The sequence below is a fragment of the Streptosporangium longisporum genome (genome assembly GCF_039534895.1).
In the GTDB taxonomy this organism is placed as follows: Bacteria; Actinomycetota; Actinomycetes; order Streptosporangiales; family Streptosporangiaceae; genus Streptosporangium; species Streptosporangium longisporum.
Genome location: NZ_BAAAWD010000007.1, coordinates 958,301 through 970,453 on the forward strand (window position 1 = coordinate 958,301; position 12,153 = coordinate 970,453).

Below are 12,153 nucleotides of genomic sequence, written 5' to 3' on the forward strand. Positions count from 1 at the left end.
TGGATCGCATACAGCGGTCCGCCCCTGTTCGCGTTTTCAGGAAATTGCCGTAGATAGGGGTAGAAAACAGCATGCCGGACTTTGTGGACCAGGTGGTCCTGCACATCAAGGCCGGTGACGGGGGGAACGGCTGTGCCTCTGTGCATCGGGAGAAGTTCAAGCCCCTGGGAGGGCCGGACGGAGGCAACGGCGGCCGTGGCGGCAACGTGATCCTGGAGGTCGCCGCCAACACCGCGACGCTCCTGGAGTACCACCACCGCCCGCACCGCAAGGCCGAGAACGGCAAGCAGGGGGGCGGCTCCAACCGCGACGGCGCCAACGGCGGCGACATCGTCATCCCGGTGCCGGACGGCACCGTGGTCAAGGACGCCGTCACCGGTGAGGTCATGATCGACCTCATCGGGGTGGGCACCCGCTACGTGATCGCCGAGGGCGGCCACGGCGGGCTCGGCAACGCCGCGCTGGCCTCGGCCAAGCGCAAGGCCCCCGGGTTCGCGCTGCTGGGCGAGCCCGGCGACGAGCTCGACGTGATGCTGGAGATGAAGAGCGTCGCCGACGTGGCGCTGGTCGGCTTCCCCAGTGCGGGCAAGTCCTCCCTGATCGCCGCGCTCTCCGCGGCCCGCCCCAAGATCGCCGACTATCCGTTCACCACGCTGGTGCCCAACCTCGGGGTGGTCACCGCGGGCGACACGATCTTCACGGTCGCCGACGTGCCCGGCCTGATCCCCGGCGCCTCGCAGGGCAAGGGGCTGGGGCACGAGTTCCTGCGCCACGTCGAGCGGTGCAACACGCTGGTGCACGTGATCGACTGCGCCACCATGGAGCCGGGACGCGACCCGATCAGCGACTACGAGGTGATCGAGGCCGAGCTGGCCGCGTACGGGAAGCTGGAGGACCGGCCGCGGCTGGCGGTGCTCAACAAGTCCGACGTGCCCGACGCCCGGGAGCTGGCCGAGATCGTCACGCCGATGCTCGTCGAGCGCGGCCTGCGGGTCTTCTCGATCTCCGCGGCCACCCACGAGGGCCTCAAGGAGCTGACCTACGCCATGGGCGAGATGGTCGCCGCGGCCAGGGCCGCCGCCCCCGTGCCCGAGCCGACCCGCCTGGTGATCAGGCCCAAGCAGCACGGCGACACCGGCTTCGCGGTCCGCCGGATCGACGACGACACCTTCCAGGTCACCGGGGTCAAGCCGGAGCGGTGGATCCGCCAGACCGACTTCACCAACGACGAGGCCGTGGGGTACCTGGCCGACCGGCTGGAGCGGCTCGGCGTGGAGGAGGAGCTCACCAAGGCCGGCGCCAAGGCCGGGGCCGAGGTGATCATCGGTTCCATGGAGAACGGGTACATCTTCGACTGGCAGCCGACGCTCAACGCCGAGGCCGTGCGCCAGGGGCCGCGTGGCTCGGACAACCGGCTCGGCGGGCAGTGACCGCTCCCCGATGCCGCCCCTGTCAGTGCCGCTCTCTCCGGTGACCGTCGTGGACGGTGATCGTCGTCGAAAGGTGCCCGTCGTGGACGCTGCGCGCGAACGGATCCGTACGGCCGCACGCCTGGTCGTGAAGGTGGGTTCGTCCTCGCTCACCACCCCGCAGGGAATGATCGACGTCGACCGGGTGGACGCCCTGGTCGACGTGCTGGCCGCCCGGCGGGGGGCGGGGACCCAGATCGTGCTGGTCTCCTCGGGGGCGATCGCGGCCGGACTGGGCCCGCTGGGGCTGTCGGCGCGCCCGCGGGACCTGGCGACCCAGCAGGCCGCCGCCTCGGTCGGCCAGGGCGTGCTGGTGGCCCGCTACACCTCCTCCTTCGCCCGGTACGGCCTGCGCGTCGGCCAGGTGCTGCTGACGGCCGACGACATGATGCGCCGCTCGCACCACGTCAACGCCGAGCGCACGCTGGCCCGGCTGCTGGAACTGGGCATCGTCCCGGTGGTCAACGAGAACGACACCGTGGCCACCGACGAGATCCGCTTCGGCGACAACGACCGGCTCGCCGCGCTGGTCGCCCACCTGACCCGAGCCGACGCGCTGGTGCTGCTGTCGGACGTGGACGCCCTCTACGACGGCGATCCCCGCCGTCCGGGGGCCCGCAGGCTCACCGACGTGCGCGGGCCCGCCGACCTGGTCGGGGTCGAGCTCGGCAAGGGGGGAGCGGTCGGCACCGGCGGCATGGTCACCAAGGTGCAGGCCGCCACGATCGCCACCGGCGCGGGGGTCCCCGTGGTGCTGACCGCGGCCGCGCACGCGGCCCAGGCCCTGGCCGGGACCGACGTCGGCACCTACTTCCACCCGGGCGGGCGCCACCCGGGCACCCGCCTGCTCTGGCTGGCCCACGCCACCACCGGCCGGGGCCGGCTCCACCTGGACTCCGGCGCGGTCGAGGCCGTGGTGGGCCGGCGCATGTCGCTGCTGCCCGCCGGGGTGACCGGTGTCGAGGGCGAGTTCGCGGCCGGTGACCCGGTGGACCTGTGCGGGCCGCGCGGCCGGGTGGTCGCGCGCGGCCTGGTCAACTTCGACGCGGCCGAGATCCCCGGCCTGCTCGGCCGCTCCACCCGGGAGCTGGCGGCCAGCATGGGCCCGGAGTACGAGCGAGAGCTGATCCACCGCGACGACATCGTCATACTGGAAACCCACAACTAGTTCTTTTGGAGCGCGAAATGTCCGAGGACTTCCTGAAGGTGGCCCTGGCGGCCAAAGAGGCCGCCGCCGAGCTGGCCCCGCTGCCGAGGGCGCCGAAGGACGCCGCGCTCCGGGTGATCGCCGACGCGCTGGTGGCCGCGTCCGCGGAGATCGTCGAGGCCAACGCGCTCGACGTGCGCCGGGCGGTCGAGAACGGCGTGTCCGAGTACATGGTCGACCGTCTCCGCCTGGACGACGCCAGGATCGCCTCGATCGCCGAGGCGGTCCGCCAGGTGGCCGACCTGCCCGACCCGGTGGGCGAGGTGGTCCGGGGCAACACCCTGCCCAACGGGCTGGAGCTGCGCCAGGTGCGGGTCCCGCTGGGAGTGATCGGCATCATCTACGAGGGCCGTCCCAACGTGACCGTGGACGCGGCGGCGCTCTGCCTGAAGAGCGGCAACGCCACCCTGCTGCGCGGCTCGTCCAGCGCGTACGAGTCCAACACGGTGCTGGTGAGGGTCATGCAGGAGGCGCTGGCGGGCACCGAGGTGCCGGCCGGGACGGTCCAGCTGGTCCCGGGGACGTCCCGCGACTCGGCCAAGGAGCTCATGCGGGCCCGCGGCCTGGTGGACGTGCTGATCCCGCGCGGCGGCGCGTCGCTGATCAACTCGGTGGTGGAGGAGTCCACGGTCCCGGTGATCGAGACCGGCGTGGGCAACTGCCACGTCTACGTCGACGCGGACGCCGACGTCGAGCTCGCCGTGCAGATCCTGCTCAACTCCAAGGTCCAGCGGCCCTCGGTGTGCAACGCCGCCGAGACGCTGCTGGTGCACGCGGCCGTCGCCGACGCCTTCGTGCCGCGGGCGCTGGCCGCGCTGGCCGCCGAGGGCGTGACGGTGCACGGGGACGACCGGATCGCGGCCTACGGCGACGTGGTGGCGGCCGGGGAAGAGGACTTCCGGACGGAGTACCTGTCGCTGGACATCGCCGCCGCCGTGGTCGACTCCCTGGAGGAGGCGGTCGCGCACATCAGGAGGTACGGCTCGGCGCACACCGAGGCGATCGTGACCCGCTCGGTCGGCGCGGCGCGCAGGTTCGTCTCCCTGGTCGACTCCGCGGCGGTGGCGGTCAACGCCTCCACCCGGTTCACCGACGGCGGGGAGTTCGGGTTCGGCGCGGAGATCGGCATCTCCACGCAGAAGCTGCACGCGCGCGGCCCGATGGGCCTGCCGGAGCTGACCTCCACCAAGTGGGTCTACACCGGTGAGGGCCAGCTGCGCACCGCGCAGGGCACGGTCCTGGCCTCGACCGAGGCCTGTTCCCGATAGTCGCGACGCGACCGGCCGTCCGGCAGGCCGGTCGGGTGTGGTCTCCCGGCGGCCCGGGTGCCGCCGGGACGCCGGGAGACGGTCCGGCCGGTCCGGCGGGCGGGCGGCGGGGGCCGCCCCCAGGGTGTGACGGGCGCTCGGTGAGAGCTCACGCGACCCGGCGTGATTACTCGTTGCTATGGTGTGTCGCTCCGGGTAATCGGCATAGCTTATGGTTTGACTGGACTCCATGGAAATCGGAGTTGCATTCCTATTTATAGCTCTTGTTCTTTTTGGGGCTGATCGGGTGCTGCTGGTCCTGGAGAGCCGCGGCCATGTCACCTGGCGCCGGAGCAGGCGGCGTGACCTCTCGGCCGAGCCCACGGCCGGGCTCGACAGCCTGCTGGAGGACCCGGTCCACCGGCCGCAGGACGGCCCCTGAGGCGTTTCACATGATCTGCTCCGGGGTGTCCCGGTTGTCCGGCCGCGCGGGGGAGGGGGGCGCGGATCCGGCCGTACGGGGGCCCGCGCCACGACGGGACGGGCGCGTCCCGGCGACGGGACACTTTTCACGACTCCGGCGTGCCGCCGGGAAAACGTCGCTCTCGCCCGCTATGGTGTGGTCTCCTATGGCTGGAGAGCAGGGAAGCGAGCACGAGCGAGCGACCCGATAGGCGCAGCGGTCCCTGACCCATGTGGCCGACGCAGGAGGTCACGTGGGTCGTCTCGGGCGGGTCGGTCCGTACACGTTGCTGGAGCGTCTCGGCCGCGGTGGCATGGGCGAGGTCTACCTCGCCTCCGGGCGCCGGGGCGACAGCGTCGCGCTCAAGGTCCTCCACGACATGGTCGACGCCGACTTCGAGGCCCGTATACGGCTGGAGCGGGAGGTCCGCGCGCTCCGCAGGGTCGAGAGCCCCTACGTGGCCCGCGTCGTGGACGCCGACCTCGAGGGGGAGCGTCCCTACCTGGTCATGGAGTACATCGAGGGCGAGACCCTCCTGGAGCGGGTGCGCCGCGCCGGTCCCCTGGAGGGCGGCGGGCTGCTCACGCTCGCGCACGGCCTGGCCACCGCCCTGTCGATCATCCACGCGGCCGGGGTGGTCCACCGCGACCTCAAACCCGCCAACGTGCTGGTCGGTGAGGACGACGAGCCGGTGCTCATCGACTTCGGCATCGCCCACGTGCTGGACGCCACCCGGCTGACGCTGACCGGCACCTTCCTCGGCACCCCCGGTTATGCCGCCCCCGAGCTGTTCGCCGACGAGCCGGTGGGCGAGCCCGCCGACGTGCACGCCTGGGCGGCCACCGTGGCCTTCGCCGCGACCGGGCGCCCCACCTTCGGCCGGGGCACGGTCGAGGCGCAGATGTACGCGATCCTCAACGGGCAGGCCGACCTGGAGGGCGTCCCGGCCGCGCTGCTCCCCCTGATCCGCGCGGCCCTGCACCGCGAACCCGCCAAGCGGCCCACCGCGGCCCAGCTGTGCGGCCGTCTCGGCCGTCTCGTCCGGGTGGCCCCGGAGGCGTCCCGCAGGACGGGACCGGCGGCCGGGAGGCAGGGAGCACGGGCCGGGGCCAGGGGCGACACCGCCGCGGGCGACCGGCCGCCCAGGACGGGACGGGGCAGGGGGAGGCCCTCCGCCCTCGCGGACGGCCCGTCCGGGCCCGTCCGGCCCACGCGTCCCGTCGCCGGTGCCGACGGCGCGCCCCGGAGCGGCCGTCCGGGACAGGCGCCCGCGGCCGACGACACGCCCCGGACGGGGCGAGGGCTCCCCGCGAACGGGGAGAGCCCCGCGGGCGGGCGGCCCGCCTCCGCCGCGGCCGGGGAGATCGCCCGGAGCGGCCGTGCCCCCGGAACCGGTGAGACCGCCCGGGCCGGGCGGGGCCAGGCGCAGGAGAGCGCGCGTGCCGGCCGGGGCTCGGTCCCCGAGACCTCGCGTACGGGCCGGGGCTCCGTGTCCGATCCTCCGCGCGCCGGGCGGGGGCCGGTCCCGGAGACCTCGCGGTCCGGGCGGGGGCACCGCCGCGGAGAGCGCGCGCGCCGAGCGGGCCGCCCCGGCCGAAGGCGCGCGTCCCGGGCGCCGGCCCCCCCGCGGGCACCGGGACCGTCCGGCGCGGGCCGGTGAGGAACCGCCCGGAGAAGGCGGCCGGGGAGACCGGAGCGCGGGGCGGGTCCGGGCCGCTGCCCGCGGGTAACGCGGCGCTGCTCCTGCTGGCGGTCCTGGCGGTGCCGTGCGTCGTGGCCACGGTCCTGTGGCCGGTGGCCACCTTCGCCGTGACCGCCCTGTTCACCACGCTGGCCCGTACGCTCTGGGTCGGGCACCGGCTGGTCAGGAGACGCCGGTCGGCCCGGGCCCGGGCCGCGCTGCGGGTGGCGGGTTTCCCGTTCGTCCTCGCCGGTTCGCTGCTGACCGCCCTGGTGTGGCCGGGGCTGCCCGCGGCGGCCCTGGCCGGGGCGGCGCTCTGGCTGACCTTCGGCGGCTCGCTGCCGCCGCACTGGTGGGAGGTCCCCGCGCCGGTCGCCCTGGCCGGGGTGGTGTTCGGTGTCGTCTGCGGCGGCGTGCTCGGCCGGGAGATCGAACGGATCGGGGCCGAGCTGGTCGAGCTGCGCAAGGAGGGGCTCCGCGCGCTGGCCGTGCTGGGCGGGTTCGTCGCCCTGTGCTCCGCGGCCGTACAGGCGATCGCCCTGCTGGTGTAGGAAAGCGGGCCCGGATCCGGGAGGCCGGATCCGGGCCCTGTGGGACGGCCGGGACCGGAAAGCTCTAGGAGACCTTGGAGGAGGCGGCGCTCCAGGTGTTGCAGGCGCCCGGGTCGGCGGCGGCGTGACCGCGGGCCGACCAGGCCACCCGGGTGGAGCCCTTGCCGAAGGTCCGCTCCTCGCCCTTCTGGTCGCCGCTGACCTTCAGGACGCTCGTCAGCTTCTTCCAGTCCCGGCTGCCGCGGCCGATGGAGTCCTGGACGCTCCGGACGAACACGGCGCCCAGGCAGTCGCTCTGCAGGCTGTAGCGGCGGTTCTGCTCGTGCAGCTCGCTCTTGTTCCTGTACGGCGCCTTGTCGTACGCCGTGACGATGCCCGTCAGGCCCATCACGTGGCTTCCGTACAGCGCGGCCGTGGCGTGCAGCATCCAGAGGTCGTCGGTGCCCTCCAGCCAGTCCCGGCCGAGGCGGATCATGATCGTTCGCGCCTGGAGGCAGTACATGGCGTACGATCCCGGCTCGGTCTCCAGCGTGTGGCCGCAGTACTTCTTCGGCAGCTTGTCGAAGAACACGACCTTCGGCTTGCCGAACGAGATCCCCGCGGCCGTGAGGTGTCCCTCCCACGCGGTGTCCAGGCAGCCGACGACGGCCCAGATGTACCGCTTGGCCTGGGCGCGGGAACCGTCCTTGATCGGCGGTTCGGTGCAGGTGGAGTCCGCGAGCCTGCCGGAGCCGTACAGGGAGTTCTCCGTCAGGGTGGAGTCCTTGATCGGGTAGGCGTGCGCCGTGCCCGTCAGGAGCATCGCGGCCGCCCCGGCCATAGCGATGATCATGCGAATTCTCATGAGAAACGATGGTAGGGGTAATGCTCGGCACCACAGCGGGTAAAGGGATTCTTTTCCGGTGTTCCTTCCGGTGTTCCGCCGTGGTCCGTCGCGTGAACCGGCCGGGCGGACGCGTGCGCCGGGTGGGCCGCGTTTCCGCCGTCCCGGCCCCGAACCGGGCGGGCCGCGTTTTCCTCAGGCCCCGGTCTGCGCCGCCGGGCGTGCTCAGGGCGGCGGCGCGGGCGGACGGGGGAGGTCAGGAAAAAGGGCCCGGGTGACGATCCCCGGACCCCTTCGGTGGCACCCTCCGTTAATTTCCATCGCGGCGGGAGAAGCGGTTGAAGATGCGCTCCCCGGCGTTGACGGCACCTTCGGCCACGTCACGCAGGACACCGATGAACGGGTCCTGCGACTGCGACCACGATTCCCGGTAGGAACGCGCGGCGGCCTTGATCTCCTCGGAGATCTTCGCGTTGGAGTCGTCGGCGCGGCGAGGGTACTCGCCGCCGACGATCCTGGTGTACTCCCCGCCGCGGCTCCACTTGTCGAGCTCGGCGACCCGGGAGACGGCGAACGGGTGGGTGGTGCCCAGCAGGTTGAGGACCTTGAGCAGGCCGTCACGGACGTCGCCCGCGGTGTCGTACTCCCGGGCCTGGTCCAGGAAGGCCTCGACGTTCATCTCGTGCAGGCGCGAGCCTCCGGCGAGCTTCATCAGGGCGCGCATCGCGGCGTCCGGGTCCTGGCCGCAGAGCAGGCCGCCACGGTCGGCGGAGAGCTCGGACTTGCGGTGCCACTCCTCCAGGCCGGCCACGATCGCGCGCAGGCCGATGTAGCCGAGCGGGATCCAGGCGACCCGGCTGGCCAGGCGGGTGAGGATGTCGAGCATGGTGCGGTACACCGCGTGGCCCGACAGGATGTGGGCGGTCTCGTGGCCGATGGCGAAGCGCTGCTCCTCGGAGTCCATCAGGTCGAGGAGGCCGGTCGTGACGACGATGAACGGGTCGTCGAAGCCGATCGCCTTCGCCTGCACCAGCGGGCTCTGCTGGACGTAGACCTCGGGAATGCGGTGCAGGTCGAGCGTGTAGGCCGCGTCGCGGCCCATGTCGTGCAGTGCTCGGAACTGCGTGTCACTGGTCCGTACGGCCGAGGCGAGGTAGATCAGGCGCAGGCGGCGCTCGCTGACCAGGCCGGACATCTGCTTGAGCACCGTGTCGAACCCGCTGAGCGACCGGAGGGCGACCAGCGCGGACCTGTCGGCGGGATGTTCGTAGGCACGTGAGCTGATGCCGGGGAGCTGCACGCGGTTGCGATCCGGGGTGGTGGTCATGCCCGGCATGCTACGTCGGCCTCGCCTGCCCTGCGCGGGGGGTGATTAAAAGCCGTGTGTGGCTTGCGCGTATGGTCCGTTTCATGATGAACGCGGCTACCGGTGGGACACGGCGGCGCCTGGGGGTCATGGGCGGCACCTTCGACCCCATCCACCACGGTCACCTGGTCGCGGCCAGTGAGGTCGCCCACCACTTCGATCTCGACGAGGTGGTCTTCGTGCCGACCGGGAAACCGTGGCAGAAGGCCGACAGGACCGTCTCGGCCGCCGAGGACCGCTACCTGATGACGGTCATCGCGACCGCCTCCAACCCGCGCTTCTCGGTGAGCCGCGTCGACATCGACCGGCCCGGCCCGACCTTCACCATCGACACCCTCCGGGAGATCTCCGAGGCCTGGGGACCCGACGTCGACCTGTTCTTCATCACCGGTGCCGACGCCCTCGCCCAGATCCTGAGCTGGCACAACGTCGACGAGCTGTTCACCATCGCCCATTTCGTGGGCGCCACCCGGCCCGGTCACGTGCTGCACGACCCGGGCCTGCCGCACGGCAAGGTGAGCCTGGTGGAGATCCCCGCGCTGGCCATCTCCTCCTCGGAGTGCCGCACCCGGGTGGCCTCGGGGGAGCCGATCTGGTACCTCGTCCCCGACGGGATCGTCCAGTACATCAACAAGAGGGGCCTCTACCGGCGCCTGGAGGGCTGAGCGGGGTTTTGACGTGACCTCTCAGCGCCCGGCACCCCACAGGTTTTCGAAGGTCCGGAGCAGGTGGTCGTACATCACGCTGCCGTTCCCGAACACGAAACAGGGCGAGTTGCGTCCGTGTGTGCCGGTTAAATAGGGGGTGAAGTAGGCGAAACGATCAGTGATGATCGCCCGGCAGGTGTGGGGAGCGTCGAAGAGGCGCATCTCCACCTTCGGGTTGGCGGAGATCACCGCCGAGAGATAATCGACGTTGGCCGACACCTGTTTGGCGAGCAGGCCGGGTTCGAAGCCCGGATCGACCGGCCGCATCTCCTCCTCCCGGCTCCGGAGCCAGCCTCCGGGATCCGCTGGATCGGGCAGCAGGATGTGCACCGATCGCAGCCGCGTGTGCCGCTGCCGCCACACGTCCTGGAAGCTGTCGCGGGTCAGCTCGTTGCCCCGGCCGACCAGCGCCTTGATCCAGCGGGCCGAGCGCAGATCGGCCGCGAGATCGTTATTGGCCGCCGACTGCTTCTTGTAGGCGCGTACGACCCCGAGCCCCGATACGCGGGACGACAGCCGCAGCAACAACTTTCTCGGCCACGACAGTCCGAACCACCCGGCGGTCACCGTAAGGCCGGTGGCGATGAGCGAACTGACGACGCCGATAATGAGCTCCCGCACATGAATCTCCTTCGCAGGACATATCGTGTGCCGCCGAGACGCATGCGGTCTATGGTGGAAAACCCGATGTTCTGCATGGAGCACTTACCATGATAGGCGTCATCACCGCTCTTTCCGTGGAATTCGTCGCCGCGCGACATGCCCTGGGACCCCTCCAAAACGTCTCACCGCCCGGCGATCCCAATCGGTACGCCGTCGGTGAGCTGGGAGGAGGCGTGGTGGTCACCTGCCTGGCCACGACGAGTAATGTCCCCGCCGCCGACGCGTGTGCCCATTTGATGCGCAGTTTTCCGCAGGTACGGGCTTTGGTGATGTGCGGGATAGCGCTCGGCGTGCCGTGTCCCGGAGATCCGGAGCGGGACGTACGGCTCGGCGACGTCGTGGTGGCCACCGGAGGGGTGGTCCACTACGCGCATCGCCGGATCACCGAGACGGGTGGCGCGCTCCGAGGTCCCGCCCTTCCGGCGTCGCCACTGCTGCTACGGGCGGTCAATGAGGTGCGCGCGCTGGCCCTGAGCGGCGGGCCACACTGGGCCGGGGCCGTCGGCCTGCCGTCGGCCGCCTACCGACGCCCGGCCCCGGGGGAGCCGCGGGTGTTCCACGGGAAGATCGGCAGCGGTGACGAGTTGCTCCGCAGCGCCGCCAGACGTGACGAGATCGCCCGCCAGGACGGTCTGCTGGCGCTCGAGATGGAGGGTGCCGGCGTGGCGCAGAGCGCGGCGTTGAACGGCGCCGGCTGCCTGGTCGTACGAGGCGTCAGCGACTACGGCGACGCCGCCAAGTCGGACGCGTGGCAACCTGCCGCCTCGCTCGCGGCGGCCGCCTACCTGCGTGCGCTGCTGGAGCACCTCGCCCCCGCCCGCCCCGCCGCGAGCCCGCTCACCCTGCTCGACGTCGCCGAGGCGCTGGAGCGGGTGCCGTCCCTCCAGACGCCGTCCGACCGTGACGACGTCCTGCAGCTTCTGGGCCCCGCGATCGCCGGGCGGGTGAAGCGCGACCCCCGGACCCGCCAGGCGGTCCTCAGCCTGGCCGATGTGTGCTTCAGGTATCCAGACGGGCTGGAGCGGCTCCTAGAGGTCCTGCGGCGCCTGGAGGGTGACTCCGAACCGGTGCGGGCGTTGGCCACGCTTCTGAGTGAATTCTGCGCCCAGGCTCCCTAGCGCTTCCCGCGGGGTTTACTGGTCGAACTCGCCGTCGACCGCGCCAGCGACGAACGCGTCCCATTCGGCCCGGGTGAAGACGAGAACCGTGCTGTTGTCGGTGCCCCCGTTGCGCATGAGGATGTTCTCACCTACGAACGCCACTTCCACGGGATCGTCGATCTGCTGGTCGCTCGTTCCGCGTATCCAGACAATGGATGACAGGTCGAATTCTGTCGCCTTTGGTTTGATATGCACCATATCCGTAGTTTATGACGGAATCGTGCTGGGCGCAGGTCGGTCGCCCAAGAGTCCTGCCGACGTGGTGGACACCCTCACCCGATAGAGTAGTCGAGCGATCACTCTACGCTATCAAGGAGAGGAGCAGTCCATGTCCCAGTCGCCCGTATGGCGCAAGAGCAGCTACAGCACCGAGCAGAACCTCGGCACGTGTGTGGAGGTGGCCCGGCTGGACCGGCAGGTCGGGGTTCGCGACTCGAAGAACCCCGTCGGCCCGCACCTGACGTTCACGCGGAACTCGTGGGCGGCCTTCGTCGGCGCCGTCAAGAGTCGAGCGATCTGAGCGGTGGGACGTGCCGCCGGCGCGCTGCACGTCCCACCTGGTTGTCGAACTCTCCTCGTTTCACGGCCGCCACGAAGGCTTCCCAGGAATTCGTGGACACCACGAAGCATGCTTCGTGGGGGTCCTTGGTGTCCTTGACGGCGCAATGCGATCCGAGGTTCGCCACGGCCACGCATGCTCCCTGCCCGTCGCTCCACGAACTTTTGCGCCAGAGAGAATCCACGCTCTCGTTCACGTCGCAGTACTCCAGGTCCGCAGTGGAACGCATCGGCAACCGTACGACTTCTTTGATGTTA

Annotated in this window: 14 protein-coding genes; 9 read left to right on the plus strand and 5 right to left on the minus strand. The window is 71.2% G+C overall.

All coding sequences use genetic code 11. The features are described 5' to 3' along the window. Positions 1-71: 71 nt before the first annotated feature. From obgE to ABD832_RS17280, 6 genes are all read left to right on the plus strand, one after another. Positions 72-1,430 carry a GTPase ObgE gene (obgE, locus tag ABD832_RS17255; protein WP_344895810.1) on the plus strand — a complete coding sequence of 453 codons (1,359 nt, stop codon included), beginning with the start codon at positions 72-74 and terminating at the stop codon, positions 1,428-1,430. Between the two features lie 82 nt (positions 1,431-1,512). After that, entirely contained in the window at positions 1,513-2,637 is a 1,125-nt protein-coding gene (gene proB / locus ABD832_RS17260) for a glutamate 5-kinase (protein ID WP_344895813.1), read from the plus strand. A gap of 17 nt (positions 2,638-2,654) precedes the next feature. Then, positions 2,655-3,944, plus strand: a complete 1,290-nt coding sequence (locus ABD832_RS17265; protein WP_344895816.1) for a glutamate-5-semialdehyde dehydrogenase — start codon at positions 2,655-2,657, stop codon at positions 3,942-3,944. 286 nt (positions 3,945-4,230) lie between these two features. Beyond that, a complete protein-coding gene (locus ABD832_RS17270; protein ID WP_344895819.1) occupies positions 4,231-4,365 on the plus strand; it encodes a hypothetical protein in 135 nt (44 codons plus the stop codon). Between the two features lie 274 nt (positions 4,366-4,639). Further along, positions 4,640-6,046, plus strand: a complete 1,407-nt coding sequence (locus tag ABD832_RS17275) for a serine/threonine-protein kinase (RefSeq protein WP_344895822.1) — start codon at positions 4,640-4,642, stop codon at positions 6,044-6,046. Continuing rightward, on the plus strand, positions 6,043-6,618 hold the full coding sequence (locus ABD832_RS17280) for a hypothetical protein (protein WP_344895825.1): 576 nt from the start codon (positions 6,043-6,045) through the stop codon (positions 6,616-6,618). Before ABD832_RS17275 ends, ABD832_RS17280 begins: the two co-directional genes overlap by 4 nt. 64 nt (positions 6,619-6,682) lie before the next feature. On the opposite strand, the gene ABD832_RS17285 is transcribed toward ABD832_RS17280, so the two are convergent. Both ABD832_RS17285 and ABD832_RS17290 read right to left on the minus strand, forming a co-directional pair. Beyond that, positions 6,683-7,462, minus strand: coding sequence for a neutral zinc metallopeptidase (locus ABD832_RS17285; protein ID WP_344895828.1), 780 nt, complete (start codon positions 7,460-7,462; stop codon positions 6,683-6,685). A 289-nt stretch (positions 7,463-7,751) separates the two neighbouring features. After that, positions 7,752-8,777 carry a M48 family metallopeptidase gene (locus ABD832_RS17290; protein ID WP_344895831.1) on the minus strand — a complete coding sequence of 342 codons (1,026 nt, stop codon included), beginning with the start codon at positions 8,775-8,777 and terminating at the stop codon, positions 7,752-7,754. Between the two features lie 74 nt (positions 8,778-8,851). Here ABD832_RS17290 and nadD point away from each other — a divergent pair, with 74 nt between their 5' ends. Beyond that, positions 8,852-9,472: a nicotinate-nucleotide adenylyltransferase gene (nadD, locus tag ABD832_RS17295; RefSeq protein WP_344895834.1), complete on the plus strand. Its 621-nt coding sequence runs from the start codon at positions 8,852-8,854 to the stop codon at positions 9,470-9,472. A 21-nt stretch (positions 9,473-9,493) separates the two neighbouring features. Here nadD and ABD832_RS17300 read toward each other — a convergent pair whose 3' ends face one another. After that, entirely contained in the window at positions 9,494-10,135 is a 642-nt protein-coding gene (locus ABD832_RS17300; RefSeq protein WP_344895837.1) for a hypothetical protein, read from the minus strand. An 89-nt stretch (positions 10,136-10,224) separates the two neighbouring features. Here ABD832_RS17300 and ABD832_RS17305 point away from each other — a divergent pair, with 89 nt between their 5' ends. After that, entirely contained in the window at positions 10,225-11,295 is a 1,071-nt protein-coding gene (locus ABD832_RS17305) for a phosphorylase family protein (protein WP_344895840.1), read from the plus strand. Positions 11,296-11,310: 15 nt separating this feature from the next. On the opposite strand, the gene ABD832_RS17310 is transcribed toward ABD832_RS17305, so the two are convergent. Continuing rightward, entirely contained in the window at positions 11,311-11,535 is a 225-nt protein-coding gene (locus ABD832_RS17310) for a DUF397 domain-containing protein (RefSeq protein WP_344895843.1), read from the minus strand. 130 nt (positions 11,536-11,665) lie between these two features. Between ABD832_RS17310 and ABD832_RS17315 the strand changes: the two genes are divergently transcribed. Beyond that, positions 11,666-11,857, plus strand: a complete 192-nt coding sequence (locus ABD832_RS17315) for a DUF397 domain-containing protein (RefSeq protein WP_344895846.1) — start codon at positions 11,666-11,668, stop codon at positions 11,855-11,857. Here the strand turns inward: ABD832_RS17315 and ABD832_RS42170 are convergent. Then, positions 11,838-12,125: a DUF397 domain-containing protein gene (locus tag ABD832_RS42170; RefSeq protein WP_413224602.1), complete on the minus strand. Its 288-nt coding sequence runs from the start codon at positions 12,123-12,125 to the stop codon at positions 11,838-11,840. The genes ABD832_RS17315 and ABD832_RS42170 overlap by 20 nt on opposite strands. Between the last annotated feature and the right edge of the window lie 28 nt (positions 12,126-12,153).